The organism is Vibrio sp. 1641 (genome assembly GCF_033339995.1).
In the GTDB taxonomy this organism is placed as follows: domain Bacteria; phylum Pseudomonadota; class Gammaproteobacteria; order Enterobacterales; family Vibrionaceae; genus Vibrio; species Vibrio alginolyticus.
This window is the reverse complement of sequence record NZ_JAWOVP010000010.1, coordinates 114546-134578: the sequence shown is the minus strand read 5'-3', so window position 1 is coordinate 134578 and position 20033 is coordinate 114546. Positions and strand designations below refer to the sequence as shown.

Annotated in this window: 16 protein-coding genes; 6 read left to right on the top strand and 10 right to left on the bottom strand. The window is 44.3% G+C overall.

The genetic code is table 11. The features are described from left to right. Nucleotides 1-55: 55 nt before the first annotated feature. The 5 genes from R7Z47_RS18070 to R7Z47_RS18050 form a co-directional block, all read right to left on the bottom strand. Entirely contained in the window at nt 56-2095 is a 2040-nt protein-coding gene (locus R7Z47_RS18070; protein ID WP_213896112.1) for a carboxylesterase family protein, read from the bottom strand. A 209-nt stretch (nt 2096-2304) separates the two neighbouring features. Continuing rightward, nucleotides 2305-3960 (bottom strand): hypothetical protein, encoded by a 1656-nt coding sequence (locus R7Z47_RS18065; RefSeq protein WP_213896113.1) that lies wholly within the window; start codon nt 3958-3960, stop codon nt 2305-2307. A gap of 302 nt (nt 3961-4262) precedes the next feature. Next, nucleotides 4263-5618, bottom strand: coding sequence for an FUSC family protein (locus tag R7Z47_RS18060; protein WP_239932847.1), 1356 nt, complete (start codon nt 5616-5618; stop codon nt 4263-4265). A 13-nt stretch (nt 5619-5631) separates the two neighbouring features. Next, nucleotides 5632-6495, bottom strand: coding sequence for an HlyD family secretion protein (locus R7Z47_RS18055; RefSeq protein ID WP_005377105.1), 864 nt, complete (start codon nt 6493-6495; stop codon nt 5632-5634). Between the two features lie 10 nt (nt 6496-6505). Continuing rightward, nucleotides 6506-6718 carry a DUF1656 domain-containing protein gene (locus R7Z47_RS18050; RefSeq protein ID WP_005377106.1) on the bottom strand — a complete coding sequence of 71 codons (213 nt, stop codon included), beginning with the start codon at nt 6716-6718 and terminating at the stop codon, nt 6506-6508. A gap of 426 nt (nt 6719-7144) precedes the next feature. On the opposite strand from R7Z47_RS18050, the gene aspT reads away from it, so the two are divergent. From aspT to R7Z47_RS18020, 6 genes are all read left to right on the top strand, one after another. After that, entirely contained in the window at nt 7145-8860 is a 1716-nt protein-coding gene (gene aspT / locus R7Z47_RS18045) for an aspartate-alanine antiporter (protein ID WP_262606996.1), read from the top strand. 95 nt (nt 8861-8955) lie between these two features. After that, nucleotides 8956-10551, top strand: a complete 1596-nt coding sequence (locus R7Z47_RS18040) for a bifunctional aspartate transaminase/aspartate 4-decarboxylase (protein ID WP_158159685.1) — start codon at nt 8956-8958, stop codon at nt 10549-10551. Nucleotides 10552-10676: 125 nt separating this feature from the next. Next, nucleotides 10677-11534, top strand: a complete 858-nt coding sequence (gene pdxY / locus R7Z47_RS18035) for a pyridoxal kinase PdxY (RefSeq protein WP_033906186.1) — start codon at nt 10677-10679, stop codon at nt 11532-11534. Nucleotides 11535-11744: 210 nt separating this feature from the next. Next, nucleotides 11745-12914: a patatin-like phospholipase family protein gene (locus R7Z47_RS18030; RefSeq protein ID WP_017634571.1), complete on the top strand. Its 1170-nt coding sequence runs from the start codon at nt 11745-11747 to the stop codon at nt 12912-12914. A 17-nt stretch (nt 12915-12931) separates the two neighbouring features. Further along, nucleotides 12932-13360: a hypothetical protein gene (locus tag R7Z47_RS18025; RefSeq protein WP_025768103.1), complete on the top strand. Its 429-nt coding sequence runs from the start codon at nt 12932-12934 to the stop codon at nt 13358-13360. 142 nt (nt 13361-13502) lie between these two features. Continuing rightward, the gene (locus tag R7Z47_RS18020; protein WP_017634569.1) at nt 13503-14411 is read left to right on the top strand and encodes a LysR family transcriptional regulator; all 909 of its coding nucleotides are present in this window, start codon (nt 13503-13505) and stop codon (nt 14409-14411) included. Nucleotides 14412-14697: 286 nt separating this feature from the next. Here the strand turns inward: R7Z47_RS18020 and R7Z47_RS18015 are convergent, their stop codons facing one another. The 5 genes from R7Z47_RS18015 to R7Z47_RS17995 all read right to left on the bottom strand — a co-directional run bounded on the left by R7Z47_RS18015 (nt 14698) and on the right by R7Z47_RS17995 (nt 19792). Next, nucleotides 14698-15849, bottom strand: a complete 1152-nt coding sequence (locus R7Z47_RS18015; RefSeq protein WP_017634568.1) for an ABC transporter permease — start codon at nt 15847-15849, stop codon at nt 14698-14700. Beyond that, nucleotides 15846-17012, bottom strand: a complete 1167-nt coding sequence (locus R7Z47_RS18010; protein ID WP_262606995.1) for an ABC transporter permease — start codon at nt 17010-17012, stop codon at nt 15846-15848. The genes R7Z47_RS18015 and R7Z47_RS18010 overlap by 4 nt, the downstream gene beginning before the upstream one ends. A gap of 22 nt (nt 17013-17034) precedes the next feature. Next, entirely contained in the window at nt 17035-18015 is a 981-nt protein-coding gene (locus tag R7Z47_RS18005) for an HlyD family secretion protein (RefSeq protein ID WP_054575051.1), read from the bottom strand. A 3-nt stretch (nt 18016-18018) separates the two neighbouring features. Further along, nucleotides 18019-19434: a TolC family protein gene (locus R7Z47_RS18000; protein ID WP_104975368.1), complete on the bottom strand. Its 1416-nt coding sequence runs from the start codon at nt 19432-19434 to the stop codon at nt 18019-18021. Between the two features lie 130 nt (nt 19435-19564). After that, nucleotides 19565-19792 carry a hypothetical protein gene (locus R7Z47_RS17995; RefSeq protein ID WP_005377125.1) on the bottom strand — a complete coding sequence of 76 codons (228 nt, stop codon included), beginning with the start codon at nt 19790-19792 and terminating at the stop codon, nt 19565-19567. Nucleotides 19793-20033: the final 241 nt, after the last annotated feature.

Sequence of the window (20033 nt, the reverse complement as noted above, 5' to 3'; positions counted from 1 at the left end):
CAGCGAACTGGCTTTTAGGTATTCGGTAACGAGTTTTTAGTGACTGAAGATGACGTTACATGTGGCTAAGAATCAGCCCGAGTTCCTCGAGACCGTTGAGGCGACCTTGGCGCAGTTTTGGATCGATGCCTGAGTGATGAGCATTGTCCCAGTCTTGCGTGGATTGAATGCCGCCATCGTTATCGATCAGCAATACTCGGTCAGTCGCACTGCTGTATTGGAAGTCCTCAAATAAACGTTCGCTAAACCACATACGAGAGAGTTCGTTCATCATTGCTTTGTCTTTGCTACCTGGACGAACACTTGAACCATCGAGTTTTAATGCTTTATTAAACACAAATGGTAATTCCGATGCATTGCAAGCGCCCACAATACAACTGATGCTTTTGAGTAAATCGCCAACGTCGAGATCGCCATTTTCACCTTTGGTGTTGTAAGTCCATACGTTGAATCCAGGTTTGTAGTCAAAGTAGTAGAAGCTTGGCGTTGCTCCTGTTGCTTCTTCAGTTGAAACTTTATGACGGTTTGGACCCGTGAAGAGCAAATCATGCAACGTGGTTTTGAATTGCTGCATGTTTTTGGCCGCGCCATTCAGTTCGCTTTCATGGTTAGGGAAGAAGTCAGCCAGAGCAAGTAACTCCGTGGTTGAATCGGAGTTCCCCAAACCGAAGAACAACTTAGTCATCGCCTCATAAGCGGTGCTAGGCAGCAGTTCCAATAAGTCAGAAAGATCGAGTTCAATTGAAGCTGAATCGCTGAGTAATGAACGATATTCGGTGCGTAAACGGTTTAAGTTCGTTTCCGATTCTAGCCACTCAACCATGTATTCGACGATTAAGGTTTCGTCACCACTTTCAATGATTTCTGGTGCTTCTTGGCTCAAGATTTCAATGATAGTTGGGATCAAAAATGTCAGGCTCGGCAGCATGCCCAGAGTATTGATTTCTGCGCTGTTAGAGCCAATTACCGTTGGTACGATCCATTCACTCTCAATGGCTTGCTCAGTAAAGTGATAGCCTGGTACTTCTTTCACTAGAAACGCTGGTGGGCGATGCTCGATGTAAGGCGCAAATGGCATCAATGTAGCTAATGGGCTGTTGTCGCGTGTTGGGCTTATAACCGGAATATTCACGGCGGTCAGTACCCAGTTCTTAAGACGTTGAATAGGATCAAGCATCTCGCTTTGTACCTTCATGATCTCTTCAAGTGGTAGTAACGCAAGATCTTCAACGCTTTGCTCTGGTCTTTGGCTCTTGGCAACATCGTAACTTTTATATTCAAAGCCGTAAGGGTTGCTTTGCATGATGGCACGTTGAAAGTGCTCACCTGCGATTGCAGCATCGCCTTTTGATTGCTGTAAAATTCCCACCGACATGGCACCCGCACCTTGACCCATGAGTGTCACGTTTTGCGGATTGCCGCCGAATGCCTCTATGTTTTGTTGAACCCATTCAAGCGCGTGTTTTTGATCGCCTAGACCAAAGTTACCGCCTTCAGGGTTGTCCAAACCATCGATCCAAACACTGCCTAGCAAGCCCAAACGATAGTTAAAAGTAACTGCAATAAACGGGTTACCATCGGCAGCACCTTGTGCAACCACCATATCACCATGAATCAGCGGTTCTGAGCCCGCGCCGTATTCAAAGTCTCCACCGTGAATAAAGACATAAACTGGCAAATCTGCGTACGCTTCTGTCCCGGCAGGTCGCCAAATGTTTAGGTTCAAACAATTTTCTGATTGCGTTTGTGTCGTGGTTTTTAATTGCGGACACGCATCACCGAACTGAGTCGCATCAATATCGCCTTCAAGTGGGACCGCAATGCTGTGCTGAAAGCGGTCTGCTTGCGCAAACTGGATACCTTTGAACGCCTCTACCGCTGCCAGTTTTTCATCCGCATCAAGAGGCGTGATGACAAGGGACTCTTTGGTCGCTTGAATGGTCGCATCACCAATTTCCAAAGCGATTTGCTCTGGCGGTAACGGTTGTAGTGGCTTCGGGCCGTTAGGAACGCTAGGTTTACCAGAGTCATCACTGCAAGCTGCTAAGGCAAGAGTGATGGTAATGGCTAAAGTTGAGCGATTGAGTAAAGTCATTGTTATGTCCAAAAGTCATTTGGTGCGTACACCGAAAATGTTAAACGGCATCTAACAAGCGACGTCCTGACGCTTTGGCATTAATCCGTGAATGGTTGGATGGCTTGTTGAATTGATGGCTCAAATGGTAGGACATCGGCGACAGTTTCAGTAATCGCCTTTGTAGGATGCAGTCCTACCATCGTCTAGGGGCGGGCTCTTTATGAGAGCTAGAAACGGTAACCAAGATTTAAGGTTACTGACTCTCGAGTTTCCCCTTTGTTATAGAGAAAGGTCAGGTTGTAGTTTTTGCCGATTTGCTTATTGAAACCAGTCAAAAACGCCCATTGATTAAGATCTACACCAATGTCGTAATCGAATTCGATATCACCACTTTTTACATGCCCGTCCATTCGAGCGTCCAGTCCTTGATATTCTGCTCCGACAAAGAACTGCGTGCGATAATCGACAAGTTGATAACCCAACATCGGCTGTACAGTAACAATACCATCGCCCCAATCATCTAAGCCCTTTAAGCGAGTTTGCGAATAGGTACCAGTGACAGAAGCAAAGAATTCTTTATAGCCAACCGAAAGGGTTGTACCTATACCACGAAGGTCATATTCCAAATGCAGCGGCACGTCTAGGCGTCCGCGACTACAAAGTGCAGATAAACCATCGCAAAACTTATCACCTAATCCTGGCAGTTTATCGTTCAGCTTATCTTTTATGTACTGGCCACCTTCACCCGTGTAGGCGGCATCAACATTGGCATCGACATTAACTTTTCCGATGTAACCAAATACATTCCAAAATGGCAGGATGTTTACATCGCCACGAAGCGTCATGCTCTCAGCACTCACGATGCCGACACTGTCTTCTGGATCAAACAATTCATTAAGGCCGATGCCTTCAATCGTGAAATCATTAAATGGAATATTCATATCTTGATTTCGATACGCTAGCGATACACCAAACGGCAGAGGCAAATCGATACCTTGACGACGAATCATATCACCCATTAAAGGAAAAACGCGGTCTAGCTTAACACTGGCTTCTTGCATGCGTGGATCAGAGACCTCATTCAAGCGTTTTTCGTCTAGTACTTGCACGCCAAGCTTATCTTCATAAATCGCTACCGGTTTTACGCTGCTCATCATTTCGAGGGGTTTATTTTTCTTTGAACCAACTATCTTGGTGTTTTTACTGGCAATCGCAATTTTGCCTGATGTTAACTTCTGGAAGAGGATCTCTTGATCGTAAGAATCCACTTGGTAGTTGTGATGTGTGAACGGTTTATCGTTGGTAATGACCATACGTTTCGGTTCACCATTAACCAACTCAATATCAACGCTTAAAAAGCGAAAGTAGGCGATATCTTGAGGAAGACCGTATTTTGAGTAATTAAAACTGATGATCACATTACCATTCTGATCCTCTTTGGCTCTTACTGATGACGGATCAAAACTCTCCGCGTAGTTTCGAAGGCGGTATTCTGTTCGTGTGAAAGCTTCGATCTCATCAAGTACTTTTTCATTTTCATCGAGTTGTTCAGGGTTGTACTTGATACGCAGATCAATGTTGCCTTTGTTATCGGTGTTCTTGACCAAGTAGACGGACGAATCGCGAACGCTATCACCGATTTTAACACTTCGGTGGGCATGCTCGACCAAATGCTCGCCTTGAACTAGAGAGCTGATGGCCAGTTTTGGTAAATCATGACTGATACCGTATTTGTCGAACAGTGCTCGGCCTTGCTCGATTACTTCGTTGTAGGTCGTCGTCTCTTCAGCGGCGAAGCCAAAAGTGGGGGTAGTAAGCATTAGTGCGCTCGCGAGCACAGTAAGAGAAGACGTCTTGCCGGCGCGTAATTCAAAAAAACTCATGACAGTTTCCACTCTGAATAGTCTCAAACCTTCGAGACTCAGACAGTTAATGTGTCACTGAACTTCTTGTTCAGTTAAATAGATGTGTTTGCTGTGATTGACGTTGTGAATGCAGAGTTTTCGATTGCATTTCGTGAATCAATGAGAGGATTTTATGAGGTGAAGAGAAATACCGTTAATCGCTTTTGATGGATACTATCCTCGCTTTATGGGTTACGGAGGAATAATGGCTAGCTCACAAACAAACAGCCCCGCAGAGCAGAAGCAATGCAGGGCTTTAGTTTCAAGAACGGAGGTGACGCTTAGACCGTAACGCGAACACGAAACAGATCAGTAAACAACTTGGCAATCATCAAAATAATCATAATGTTTACCAGCATCAGCAAGGGCGTTTCAATTCGATACGCTGGGGTTAAATTGAGCGCTCCTGATGTCAAGACAACCAATAAGTTAATACCTAGAATTCTGTGTACCATCAGTTTTGGTGTGGAAAATACCTTCCAAATCACGATGATGTTGATGAAGTAGAATAGCCCAAGCTGCCAAAGCTCGGTCATCATTGGCATTAGGAAAATGTATTGCAATAGAATCACCGTGCCAGTGCCTATCACACCAAAAAATGCATCTTTAATAATGCTTGGTGGCATAGTAGGAACGATTGAAGAGAACACGCCTGCTAGCATCGGAAAAATGAAACCTCCGGGCACAGGAAGATAAATCCAGATCAACAGCGACGTCACGAACATGGAGACACCTTGCAGTACCTTTCTGCCGTCTTCATTCAAATGCTGGATGAAGGTCCGATGCTCGTGATGCCAAACCGTGTTTTTCTCTCTTTGCATAACATAAGCAACGTGACCAATGAGCGACGTACTTGGATTTTTAATATCAAAGCTTTGAAGTTGCTGCGTTAGCGTTGGCCAATCGATCTCACGACTTTGCGATTTATCTGCTTGTTCTAGCAATCGGTCTTGGATTTGTGCCATCTCATTTAAACGCGCACGCCATAGCTGACGATGTTCTTTCAAGTGGTAGCTGCCAGTAAGTGGTAAGCCGACCAGTTGGAATAACTTTTCTATGTTGGCGGTGTTGGTCTCAAGAGCTTCAATATCTATATCATTGGGCGATTTCATAGCGTTAAGCATCGCCTCTCTGCTGGCCTCAAAACGTTGAATGAAGTTTTGTTCTGTACTGACTGGCCAGACTAATCGGTACACAACAGAAAACGTGATCACACCAAGAATCGTCTCTTGTATGCGAAGAACAGCGAAGTGGAACGTTGCTTGACTATCAAATCCTCCCATACATGCGATGATGGAGCACACAGCAAAACCGATAGAGAACACATAACCATACTTTTCGTCGCTCGACATAAAAATGCACGCACCTAAAAACAAGGTGAAGAAGGTGAGAAACAAAAAGCGATCTTGAGAAAACGTCGTGATGAGGAAAAAGGCATAACCGATGCCAAGGAGGGTTCCTAATAAGCGATTATGACCTTTGTTTATCGAGTGAGCGAAGCTTTCATTTAATGCCATTACCGCGACTGCGATCGCTGCCCAATACGGTTTCTCCCATTGAAACCATAAGGCAAGGCAGATCGCGATAACGATAGACAGCGCAGCTTTGATTGCTTCTTTGGTTGAGGCATTAAACATACATTCCACCGCATTATTGTTTGATGATTTTGATAGAGGCCGTCATACCAACACGTAGTTGAAAATCTTTCGGTAAGTGATCTAATTTAACTTTAATTGGAATGCGTTGAGCTAAGCGTATCCACTGAAAGTTAGGGTTCACATTGGGCAAAAGATCGTTACCAGTACTACCATCTTGTTTCGCAATGCCGTAGCCAATGCTTTTGATTTTTCCTTCCAACACAGCTTCATTGTGCATCATTAAGGTCACGTAAGCTTTATCTTGTGGATCAACGCCAACTAAATCCGTTTCTTTGAAATATCCTTCGATCCAAAAGCTGTCTTCATCAATTAAAGCCACGACTGGGGAGTTAGCGACGACTTGAGAGCCGACGCGTAAGTTCAAATTAGTGATATAACCATTCGTTGGCGCATAAACTTTTGTGTAATCAAGGTTTAGCTTGGCTTCTTCAACATTGGCTTTCGCGAGTTCTACGTTGGCAACGGCTGTCTCCACTGCATTGTCTAGGTTATTCAATGTCAGTACAGGTACGGCGCCAGGTGTGCGCTTTTCTAACTTAAGTGCTCGCTGCTCTTCATTTTTGGCCTTTGCTAGTAATGCAATGGCTTGCTTTTGAGCTGCTAGCGCTTTGTGGTACGCCGCTTTATAGATGCTTGGGTCAATCTCAAACAGCAAATCGCCTTGTTTCACTTGCGAATTGTCTTCAACGTAGACTTGGATGATTTGTCCTGTTACGCGGGGGGTTATAGAAACGATGTGCGCGCTAACTTGGCCATCCCTAGTCCAAGGGTTGTCAGAGTATGATTGGTAGTAACTGAAAATCACGGTGCCAGCGGAACACAGTAATAGCAGTGTGATGAGATAACGTTTTATCACGGAATTTGCCTCAAAATATGGTAATGAATCGACCAATAACGCCAGTAAAAATCACAATTAGGCTTAGCTCAGCGAGCGCAGGAAATGCAACGTATTTGTGGAGTCCCAGTTTTGTTGCAACGGTTCCAACCAAAATGGTGAGCATGTAAGCCAATGCAATAACCAGCAACAAGGGAGGGAAGTAAACTTCGCCCCACACAAGTTCATGTGGCATTGAGTTCATGGTGTTTTTCTCTATTAACTTGATGAATGTAAAGATAAGGCAAGTGATGGCATCAGTGATAATCGCTTTTGTAGGATCTAATCCATCAAGAGAAAGGTGTCATGCGCTATATAGAGGGAATAGCGCAACAAAGTAGCTTTTTGGACAGTGAAAATAAAAATAAATTTATTTTCCAATTTATTTGATGTTCATTTCAGACCACTAAGTTATTAAATTTTCGACAATTATTGTTCAATGTTTGCGTTTGAATATGCGAAGTGATGGTTTCATCCTTCAAATGGGATTACGAGTTGTGAGGTTTTGTTTCTAATATTCGCTTCGAAGCAAACGAGATGCTTTTTAAATTAAATAATCCAACAAATATGAGTGACAGATTATTCGTTAGATTATTTGAGTTTTATATTTATTAGTAAGAGTAAAATTGTCATGGAAATTATTTCTAACCTTTTTGACATGGCACCATTTGTTGCTCTCTTTATTACGCTCTCTCTCGGTTATATGGTAGGTAAAATTACCATTGGTCGATTTGTTCTTGGCGGTGTTGCGGGAACATTATTAATGGGTGTAATTATTGGGCAATTTGGTGTTCATATTGATCCCGGCGTAAAAAGCATTTTCTTTGCGCTCTTTATTTACGCAGTAGGGTATCAAGGTGGTGCGCAGTTCTTTAAAGCATTGAACTTTAGAACCATCAACATTCTACTTTCTGCTGTAGTGATGACGGTTTCTGGCCTGCTTTGTGTACTAGCAGCAGCTTGGATGTTTGATCTAGACAGAGGTACGGCAGCAGGCCTTGCAGCTGGTGGTTTGACTCAATCGGCAATCATCGGTACAGCGGGTGATGCGATCGCACGTCTTGGTGGTGTGACAGAAGAAGCGAAGCACCTAATGCAGACCAACGTCGCAGTAGGCTACGCGGTTACGTACATCTTTGGTTCGCTTGGTCCAATTCTGATGGTGACATGGGTATTCCCAACACTGATGAAGTGGGATATCCGAGCAGAAGCGATTGCGCTAGAAGAGAAAAATTCAAATGGTAAGCGTGATTTAGCGCCGGGTGAGTTCAACGCTATCACAGCGCTGGTTACACGAGCATTTAAAGTGAGCAAAGATGGTGGGCTAGCAGGCAAAACCTTAGCTCAGTTAAACCAACACGCTCTGGCTGCTTGTATTGAATTGATTCAACGCGATGGCAAAGTGCTAGACGTGGACAAATTCACAGCACTGAAAGAAGGGGATGTCATTGTTGTAACAGGTCGCCGTAATGCAGTACATCAGCTGCAAGATGGTTTGGCTGACAACGAGATTGCACTTCCAGAAGGCTATGAAGTTATTGAAGAAAACCGTCAACTGATCGCAGACAACCGCAAACTGATTGGTAAGTCGCTGCAAGAGATTAAAGAGGCTTCGAACCAAGGCTCTATGCGCGGTATTTATGTGACAGACTATATTCGTGAAGGCAACTCAATTGAAATGACGCCGGATCTTGTGGTGAAGAAAAACGACGTCATCCAGCTTACAGGTACCGCAAAAGATATCAATCGCGTTGAGAAAAACATTGGTCAGCGAATGGGCTCAGCAAACGTGACTGACTTAATCGTGCTTGGTATGGGCATGGTGGTGGGCCTATTAATTGGTCTAATCAGTTTTAAGATTGCTGGTATTCCCGTCACTATCGGTTCTGGTGCAGGTTGTTTGATCTCAGGTTTGATTGTGGGTTGGTTGCGTAGCCACAATCCGCATGTTGCTCAGTTTCCTGTGGGTGCCGCGAACTTTATTCGAGATTTCGGTTTGGCAGCATTTGTAGGCATTGTTGGCCTTGAGGCTGGCCCTCAAGCGGTCGACACCATCAAAGAACACGGTATGTCTCTGTTGTTCCTTGGCATGGGTGTAACGATTATCCCTCAGATTATTTCGTTCTTCTTCTCATATTTTGTATTGAAGATTAAGAACCCGGTTGAAGCACTTGGCTGTGTGACAGGTGGACGAAGTGCGAACCCAGCATTCGCGGCTTTAATGGAAAAAACAGGTAACGCAACGCCAGTATTCTCATTCACTGTGACTTATGCAGTCGCCAATGTACTGCTTACCCTATGGGGTCCAATTATTGTCGGCATTATTACTTTAAACGCAGGCATGTAATTTAAATAAATTCGAACACGCTTATCGCCTAATTAAATAGGCGGTAGGGGAAGTATTATCCAAATTTTACTAAATAATAGATTCAGGTAAATATTATGACTACGCAAAACACAACAATTGATTTTTCAAAATTTGCAGATTTAAGCCCATTTGAATTAAAAGATAAACTAATTGAAGTGGCACAAACTGTTCCTGACCGCGCGTTATTAGATGCAGGTCGTGGTAATCCTAATTTTCTTGCGACACTACCACGTAAAGCGTTCATTCGTTTGGGTGAGTTCGCAATATTGGAAGCCGAGCGCACTTATTCATACCTAGATGGTGGTTTCGGTGGCATTCCAGATGGTGTGGGCATTGTTGAACGCTTCGATACGTTTGCAAGCAAGAATAAACAAGACCAAGGCGTACAGTTCTTGGAAAAGTCGCTGAGCTACGCAAAAGACCGTTTGGGTCTAGAGAAACAAGCATTCTTGAATGAACTGGTTAACGCATACCTTGCATGTAACTACCCAGTGCCACCACGTATGTTGACGAACATCGAAACCGTTGTGAAGCAATACATTGCAGAAGAGATGTATGGCCCAATGCCAATGACAACAGACTTCGATCTGTTTGCAACGGAAGGCGGCACGGCGTCTATGACGTACACCTTCCAAACTATGTTCAACAACGGTCTATTGAAGAAAGGTGACAAGGTTGCGCTAATCACTCCAATCTTTACGCCTTACCTAGAGATTCCAGAACTGAGTGAATACGAACTGGAAATCGTTGAACTACGTCTGGATGAGACAACATGGCAACTGCCGATGTCTGAAATCGAAAAGCTTGCAGATACAGGCATCAAACTGCTTTGTGTTGTTAACCCGGCAAACCCAGCGTCTGTGAAGTTCTCGGATGAGACTCTGGATAACCTATCAAATTTTGTGAACAACGAACGTAGCGACCTGTTCATTGTGACTGACGATGTATACGGCACATTTGCGGACGACTTTGTCTCACTGTTTGCAAAACTGCCATACAACACGCTTTGTGTGTATTCGTTCTCTAAGTACTTCGGTGCAACAGGCTGGCGTTTAGGCTCGATTGCGATTCAACACAACAACGTGTTTGACGATGCAATGCGTAGCCTTCCTGAAGTGCGTCAACTTGAGTTGGACGATCGTTACAAAACGCTGACTCCGGAACCTCGTGAGATCAAGTTTATTGACCGTATCGTTGCCGACAGCCGTAGCGTAGCGCTTAACCACACAGCAGGTTTGTCGCTTCCTCAACAAGTTCAAATGGCGCTGTTCTCATTGAATTGTCTGATGGACTCAGAGAAAAACTACAAAGAAGCATGTAAACGCATCATTCGCGAGCGTTACAAAACTCTGTACAAAAACATGGGTGTAGAAATTGAAGAAAACAAAGATCGTGTGGACTACTACACACTGCTTGAGCTCGACACTTTGGGCGGCAAATTGTACGGACCAGCCTTCGTTGAATGGTTCAAAGCGAGCGAGAAGGGCAAAGACTTCCTGTTCCGTCTTGCACATGAAACCGGCGTTATCCTACTTCCAGGCCAAGGCTTCGATGTAGTACACGCATCAGTTCGAGTTTCGTTAGCAAACCTTACTCATCACGAATACGAGCTTATCGGTCGTGCAACGCGCAAAGTGTTGGATGAGTACTTCGCTGAGTTCCAAGGCTAATGAATCCAACCTGATTAAGAATAAGCCTCGGCGTTGTCGAGGCTATTCCGACCAAATAAGCACAGTGCGCGATATTGTGTTTATTTAGTCGCCAAGCTAACAAACTTCTCAATTAAGAGTGACTTATGAAAAGCATTATTTCTATTCAATCTCATGTGGTTTATGGCCACGCAGGAAACAGTTCTGCCGTCTTCCCGATGCAGAGAATGGGCCTCGAAGTCTGGCCAATTCACACGGTTCAGTTTTCAAATCACACTCAGTACCAGCAAGGTTGGACTGGACAGAAGTTTGGGGCAGATGAAATTCATTCTCTAATGAGAGGCTTAGATAACATTGAGAAGTTAGGCGAATGTGGCGCGATACTGTCCGGTTATCAAGGCAGCGCAGAGCAATGTCGAGCGGTGGCCGAAGCGGTAAGTTTAGTCAAATCGCGTAACCATAGTGCACTGTATGTGTGTGACCCAGTTATGGGTGATCCAGACAAAGGTTGCATTGTGGCAGACGGTGTCAAAGAAGCGATAAGCCATAGCTTGTTGCCCATCGCTGATGTGATTGTTCCTAACCAGTTTGAACTGAGCGAGTTAACAGGTGTGAAAATTAACTCTCTTTATGATGCGGTCACTGCATGTAAAAAAGCCTTAGAGTTAGGACCGAAAATGGTATTGGTGAAACACCTGCATGCACTAACAGATGACGCCTTCAGTATGATTTTAGCGACGCCGAAAGCAAGCTATTTGGCCCAACGACCTAGTGTTGAATTTGCTATGCAGCCAGTCGGAGTCGGTGATTTAATTTCTGCGATTTTCACCTCTTGTTTGGTGAAGAAGATGTCTCCTGTCGCAGCCTTTCGTCATACACATAACGCCGTTTACGGTGTATTGGAGATCACAAAAGGCTATGGCACATGGGAGCTACAGACGATCAATGCCCAATACGAATTTGTCGAACCGACGCATGAGTTCAACGTCGTGAAAATTGCTTAGCGCAGTACCTAATTAACGGAGAAGCGTAAAGTTAGCATATAGAAACTTGGCATAATTGCTTTGATGGATAGCATCCTACAATCGCGATTATGGGGTTTAGCCGTGCCTAGCTATAGTAACTCCAAACAACGAAACGGACTTCATTTTGACCCAATTAACTTCAAACTGAGTCTCTGGTCATACGCCAGAGAACATTAAATGAGACTGATTATGAATCGTTTAATTTCCTCTGGTGTGACGGTTGCACTTTCGCTGCTGATAGTAGCTTGTAGTTCACCTCATACGCTGGATGTTCGTGTTTCTCAAAGCAACTATAAAGATGTCGAGATCGCGAGTTCGACACCAAATGAGCCACTTCGAATGTGGGCCAATGAAGCGCCGGATTTTCTCTACTCAGCGCACAATCAAACCACACCGATCAAAGTAGAGGGTGAACAGCTCAATATTTTGGCCTTATCGGGTGGTGGCGTAAACGGTGCATACGGGGCCGGCGTTTTGATGGGGCTACAGGAAAAGGGGGAGCTAAAAGATTATGCCATCATTACTGGAGTCAGTGCGGGTGCCCTAATCGCTCCTTTTGTTTTCATTGGCGGTGATGCGATGCCAAAGATGAAAGAAGTCATGCTCAACATCAATGATAAGAATATTTTGGGTAAGAAGAACTTCTTAAATACCCTGTTTAAGGACGCGTTTACCGATGGTGAGAACCTCTATGATTTCATCGCAGACGCTTACCCTGAGCCCATGATCGAGGCGATGGCGCAGCAACACCGCAATGGTAAACGCCTCTTTATTGGCAGTACCCATTTTGATTCAGGCGAACTGGTGATTTGGAATATTGGTGCGATTGCGAACAGTGATTTAGCGGACAAATCTGAACTTATTTACAAGGTGCTTGCTGCGAGCGCATCGATCCCTGGTGTTTTCCCTCCACAATTTATCGATGTTGAACATGATGGAGAAACACTTGAGGAGTTACACGTAGATGGCGGTCTCGCAGCGCAGGTGTTCTTTAATCCGTCTAACTTCAACTATCAACAAATCTCAGATGCTTTGGGGTTAGAAAAAGCGCCTCAGTTGGATGTGATTCGCAATGGTGCGTTAAAAGCGCCGTATCGTCCACTAAAAGACAAAGGTTTGGACTTGGTATCGAAAAGTGTCTCAAGCCTTACGCTAGCGCAAACTCGTGGTGATCTCTATCGAATGAAATACATCAGTGAAATCAACGATATCGAGATGCAGTTTACCTACATTGATCAAGATTTCAGGTACGCCAAAGTAACGAAAGATATGTTCGATCACCGCTACTTGCTGACGATTTACGAATATGGATTCAAAAAAGCCACCCAAGGGCAACTTTGGGTAACTGAACTCCCTTAATACAGGAAAACGATACAATGAAAAAAGCCGTTCTTACACTCATGATACTTACCGCTTCCGCGACTGCATTCGCCCAAAGTGGAGCCCATCTTGACCAGCAAAAAGTGGATAGTGATATGCAGCAACTGTCTGCAATCAAAGAAGAAGGTGCAGCCTTTATCATGATTGACGAGAACTCGAGTTACGTGGCGGTCGAGTTCGTGGGAAAGTGGGAAGAGATCAACAACTATGTGTCACACAAAGAAGCGAAAAAACGTAAATTGGAAAAAGTGAACAAGCAGTTCGTGTACTCTCAGGTCGGTGAAACGTTGGAGTCACTTGAGCAAAAAGTCGTTGACCACATTTACGCTGATCAACCTAAATATTTCAGTGTCGATGTCTACCGCGATTACCATGGTGACTCAGGAGAATTCAACTATTTAGCTCGTGTCGTTGAGTACAACTAAGTTAGAGAAAACCTACTGAAGCTAGTAGGTTTTTTTGTGTCGTCGAGAAGGAATTCAAACGCAGATTGTTTCCGTTACCAAGTAGCAATTCTACGATCTTGTGGTAATTTAATTAGATAACTCTAAAAAGTAAGCACAACCTATGAATTTTAGTTTTGAACAACTTCTCGCGTTCGTAACCGTTTATGAACAGCTTTCGTTTAGTAAGGCGGCGGTCAAACTCAATAAGCACCGAACCACAATAGGGCAGGTGATTACCAATCTTGAAGACCAACTGGCGGTCAACCTGTTTGAGCGAGTGGGGCGCTCGGTAGAACCGACAGAAGATGGTCATCTTCTTTACCACTATGCTAAGCAAACCATCGAACAAGCACGTACTTTCGATAAAGTCGCATTAAGTCTAGCTTACGGTGGGTTAGAGAATGTTAGTATCGCCTATTCAAGCGCTATACCACACCGTTTTCTTGTATTGCTTCGTATTCAATTAGCAGCAGATTTTCCGATGATGCGAGTTAACTTTCTTGTTCGTAATCGCAACGAAATTAAAGAGGGTTTACAGAATGGTGATTATCAATTCGGTATTGTCAATGTGCATGATAGTCGAGCAATACATAGTCTGGATGCGACGTTTTTAGGTCATTTTGAATTTGTTCCTTTCGTCCAGAAAGGTGGTGAACTCGCTTCTATGGCACCAGATCGAGTATTGACAGCCTTGAGGAATAGTAAACAATTTGTACTGCGGTCTCTTATTGAAGAGGGAATGGGCGAAAAAGTCATCGTAAGTTCGAACCATGAAGAGGTCGACCAATTGGCCCTTGTAGTGAAAATGGTTGAAGCAGGTTTAGGATGGGCGATTCTCCCCAGAACGTTTGCCCATTCGGAGTTTTCTAATAATCATATAGAGCCAGTGGAAGCTTCTGAATTATTGGAAGGTTTTAAGTTTGGTTTTGGCCTATGGTGCCAACCCTCTAAGCAAGTCGGTGATGTAAAAAATTCAATCATGAAGGTCGTTACAGAATACCGAGAGAAAATAATCCGTGATATGACTTAGCGGCGACATGTATCCTGCTCATCCCTATCAACAACAAGACTCAATGTGAGTCTTGTTTTTTTGTGTCTGAAAAACGTTATCTTTCTAGCGAAGACTAATGTCTATTGGAAGGATATGACCCTCTATATGAGAGTATGGAATCCATACTTTTTGGCTTAATCTAATCTCGCTCAATGGGTAAGCCCAGAGCAAAAAGTGTTTTTACCATATGTCCGCTGCAAGGACGCAGATTTTCAGCCGGGTTTAGTTACCCGGCTTTTTTTATAGTAATAGAAAATGTCAGCTGTCACCCCAAGCTCTCTGTTACAACTGGCTTGTTACTTCGCTTAGCAATCCAGTACGCAACGCTACCCCAAAGCACAGTGAGTGCCCAAAGTGCCGTCCAATGTAGAGCGACTTGTTGCCAGGTTGCCCCCATTTGGTTTAGCGCTAAGAAAGCTTTTATCGCCCAAGTGCTTGGGCTTAAATCAGCAATCCATAGTAAGGGAGTAGGTATGGCTTCAATCGGCCAAATAAAACCAGCCAAGAAAATGAGCGGCATAGAGCTCACTAAGACGACTAAGGTGACAAGTTCACGCCGAGGTAATAAGTAACCTAGCCAGAAGCCTAGTCCGCAACAACCTAAAAAGAACGGGAACAACATAGCCAGCAATTCGCCCGCATTGGCGATATGGTTTACGTTTAAGCGTTCGAAGCTAAAACCAAAATAATAGGCGCCGAGTAAATAATAAATTGCCACAAATACTAACGTTCTCGCAAGCAGCAGCGATCCCGTTGATACTTGTGACCAATAGCCACGACCATGACGCTGTGTTCCCGTTTGCAATCCAACCGCCATGATCAACGTTTGTTGTAAAATCAGAACAAATACTGCCGGCACTACGTATTCGATGTAACCCATGGTTGGGTTGAACGTCGGTTTCATATTAAGCTTAATAGCAGAGTAATTATGGCTAGCCATACTCATGGGCACACCATCTATCACCATTTTACTGACTTTCACTTGGGCCCCTAATGTGCCTCCCGCTTGGGCCAATCCTTCTACCACGGTTCCGTACACGAGAAAATACGAGGCGTCCGCAGCGTAGGCCAGAGTCGGGCTTTTACCTAGCATTAGGTCTTTGTAAAAGTGTTCTGGTATGACTAAAAAACCGGTGATCTCTCGTTGTAAAAATGCTTGCTTTGCATCGGCAATCGTATGAAGTCGAGTGACTACGTTGACTTGTGGGGTGGCATCAACCATACGTTCCAGCTTTAAACTCGTCTGACTACCATCTAGATTAACAATCGCGATTGTTTGTTCACGAGGCGTTTGTTGTGCATAAGGCAAAGGGTATAAAAACGAGTAAAATACGACACCACCAAACACGGTCAACGTAACGACTGGATTGGTTAGAACGGCCTTAAGTTCCGCTTTAATCAGTTGCCACAATGTCATACCGCCTCCTTCGCTTGGCGTGTTGATGAAGCTGTTCGATGTTTACCCATCAAGGCTGCGGTAATGAGCAGAGGCATAACGTAACCAATCATAGGCCATAGCGAGCTTAAAGATTGCGCGGTCGATGCTCCATAGCTTGCTTGACTCACTTGTACTTCAATGTAATGGGTAATCGGCAATAATGAACGCCATGCATAAGCGAGCGTGTTCATGTCAGAAACTGGGAATGTAATTCCCATGAACGCGAAGCTTGGAGCCGTAAATGCGCCAGCAAAACTCATCGCACGTGCAGGATCCATCGACAAGAAGAAGAACAACGCTCCCATAATGATACAGGCGATAACCGTCGCCAATTGTGCTAATAGCATAACCACAAAACTGCCTTCCATTGGCCAATCAAGCACGGAATAAAACCAGTACAAGAACAACGCACCTTGCGCCATAAAGACCGGAATGTACCGACTTAATAAGGTAGTGAGCCTGGCGTATGGCTTTTCGCCCAAAAATGCAAAGCCATTCTTTCCACCATAAATGCGAAAGTGCGCGGCAAGAATCAAAATAGTGCTTACTACAATACATATTTGCCAAATGGCTGGCACGATAGCCGTTACCAAAAATTGTGCGTAGTTATTGTTACGGTTAAATAATGCGGTTATTTGTGTTGACACGGGTACAGCCTGTCCAGCCGCTGCTAACGTTGTGGTGTTACCCTTAGCCAAGTTGCCCATTACTTCAACCTGAGCGTCGAAATAGCCTTGTGCTTGCGCAACAGCAGAGTTGATCAGTTTCGCTACCAAAATGTACTGACTGTTGTAAAAGACAGAAAGTTGAGGTTGGCGGTGCTGGAGAATGTCTTGGTCGAACTTAGATGGGATGACCGCGTAAGCGTAGATATCGCCTTCAATCATCGCATTTTTTGCTTCGCTTGCACTGGTGTAGTGATAGTTAACAGCCAGACTCGACGACGCATCCAAAGATTGAATGAGCTTTCGAGAAAGTTGGGAATGTTGTAGATCAACCACACCGATTGGCAGATCCCGGGCAATGCCCGCAGAGAACACTCCCCAAATCATCATCGCGAGCAAAATCGGTATCCAAGTAAGGCACGAAAGCAACCACTTGTCTCGTCGTAAGATATGCCGCTGTGAAATCTTAATCGTCATAGCATTAACCTAGTGGTTGTGATTAAAGTTCAACGACAACACTCATTCCCATACGCAGTTCAGGTTCGGGTTGAGCTGGACGAGCTTCTACTTCAAAGGTACGAAGATCAAAACCTTGAGAAGCATCGGTTGCTCTCCACGTTGCAAAGTTACCCATAACGGCAACATGCGTTACTTTGAACTCAACATTTTTATTTAAGGCAGGCAAATAGGCATCAAAGGTTGCTCCTTTTTTAAAGTGTTGAAGGTAATCTTCACGCACATTAAGTGTCGCCCAGGCATCTTCTGTATCTATCACAGTAACAACCGGGAAGCCCTGAGGTGCTAATTCACCACTTTGAAGTAGAACTTGAGAGACTTCGCCGTCAAACCAGCTGTAGATCTGAGTATCTTTCGCGTACGCTTCTACTTCGGCTACGGCACCTGATGCCATGCGCGCTTTTTCCGCCGCAGCCACTTTGGTTTCACTTCTAGCGCCTTCTTTTGCCATTTCGTACATTTGAAACGCAGCACTTTCTGTGTATTTCGCTGCTTGCCACTGAGTTAAAGCTTCATCGCGTTTTTGTTCTGCAACCACGCCATCGTTATAAAGGTTATTCACACGATTGTAGGTTTTTTCCATTAAATTCGCAGCGGCTTTGGCTTTCATCCACTGATCTTTTGCTGCTTGGATTTGTTGCTCACGTGCGCCTTTCTCAGCTTCTTGAGCTAAGGCGTCCGCCGCTTTTTCACCTGCTTTTGCTTGTTCTAACTTCGCTTCAATTTCAGGACTATGAAGGGTAAAAATAAGCTGACCTTTCTCTACATCGTCGCCTTTACGTACCATGACCTCATCAATACGCCCTGGGACTTTTGAGGAAATGCTGTATTGCTGGGCTTCAATTAATCCCTGTAAGCGGATCGGTTCTGGTTGATAGGCTTGGTAAAATTGATACCCAACCCAAGAGGCAACACCCAAAGCACAAAGTGAGAGTAAAACGGGTTTTAGTGATTTAGCTGCCATGATTTATTTCACCTCTTTGGATGTTGAAGCAGGGATATAAGCGGTATTTTGATATTGTTCGAAGCTGTTCATTTCACTGCTCAATGCGAGTAGCTTGGTTAAAGATATTAAATAGCGGAAACGCGCCGCTGAACGTTGTGTTTCTATACTCGCGACATAAAGTTGTGCATCCACAACATCCAGAGAAGACGACAGACCCTGAGTAAATGCTTTTTCACGCAAGCGCAGATTTTCGTTAGCGAGTTCAATGCTAGATGCGAGCCCTTGTACTTCATCAATGGCTTGCTGAGCCTCCAAGTATGTCTTTTGGACTAACAGCGATAAGTCTTGTTTGGCTTGGGACTTTAATGAGTCGACCTGCGAGACGACGCTTTGAGCGGCTTTGACTTTTTCGCTTCGCCCTGATGATTCAATCAGTGGAATGCTGACACCAACACCAACTAACCAGTCAGGCTTCATTTGGCTTGCGAGAGAATCGTCTTCATACAAGCTGTAGTCGCCGTAAAGATAAACTTCAGGGTAGTATTTCCCTTTTTCTGCTTTGATTAAGCTAGAGGCTTGTTTGTGTTTAGCGCTCAGAAGTTCTAACCCCGGATAGGTAAGCAACGTTTGATCGACAAAAGCAGTAAGAGGGGGAAGACTGTCGTTGATAAACAAAGATTCAGCGGGCTCTACGGCATCATCTTGTGCGAGTAATTTACCTAATGCAGCCTGAGCGATACTCAAATCGCTGGCTGCTTTACGTGTTTCTACAGATGCTTTATCTAAAGAAGCCTCGGCTTGCAGGCGCTCAACGTGCGCGATTTGTCCTTGCTCTTCAAGCTTAATGGCAAAATCTCGATGCTTTTTTAGCCCTGCTTCAACCGCTTGCCGCGTTGCGAGTACTTCCTTTGCCAGTACGACAGAAAAGTAGTACTTCGATAAATCTTCAAAACGCGCTTGTTGTTCCATTAGAAGCTGACTTTTCGCCTCATCCGTTTTGCCTTCTGCTGCTGATTGAGCCGCAGAAATTCGACCACCAGTAAAAATTGGCCAAATCGCACGAATAGACGAAGAGAAAATATCGCGCTCGGTTATGGTCGAAGTGGTATTAGCTAAGGCACCAAAAATAGGCTGAAAAGCAGGAGGTACGTTAATGTGTGCTCCTGTGCTGTCTAGGATCTGTTTTCCCGAAAGCGTGATATCGGTATCTAAACGCGTGTAATTCGCGCCAATAGTAACCTGAGGTAAGTTGAGATTGCTGGTGGCACTCTCTTGGTATTGGTAGTTCTCGACGTTTGAGCGTTGAGCTTTGAGAGAATAGTTGTTTTCTAGCAATAGCTGCCATGCGGTATCAAAAGTGATCGGTGCCGCATGACAGGCAAGGGAAATCGAGCTGCTAAGTAAGCCCAGTATCCAAACCTTTCCTGTTTTTTTCATAATGGCTGCTTTGTCGTAGAGTATTAGCTCTAATATAAAGGATTCGTAACTGCGTGTTAAGTAGGAGGGAAAATTGGGCAGTAGTATGCGCCCAGTTATATTTGTGCTGGGCGCGGGAGATGTTACAAATTTATTTCGTATATGGACAGTGAAACTCCGCTCTCCACTCTAGCTGACGAGAACCTCGCATCGTATTCAATAGATCTTTTCCACTCATTTGAGGGAACGATAACAGGACTTTGAGATCAGAAGTACCGCCTCCGTTTTTTTCATAAGCCCTGACGTGTGTAAATGTTGAATACATATTCTCTGACAGCATCGCCTTATTCAGGCATATTCCAAAGGTATCGCGTTCCATGTTTGGTGTTCCTTCTAACTATAAATGCACCTCTGTTTATAGTTTTCCAGTTTTCAGATGGTGTCTAAGTGTTTGTCATATAGTCAGTATTTGTATTTTGTTTTATTTGTGTCCAAACCACTGACGTCAATGTTGAGCTTTTAATAGACTTCCAGCTTCACTGCTTTCAAACCGAAACTCTCATTGGTTTCGTTGATTAAAAATTATACGTTGTAAAGTCTAAAAACGCCTCAAAAACCGC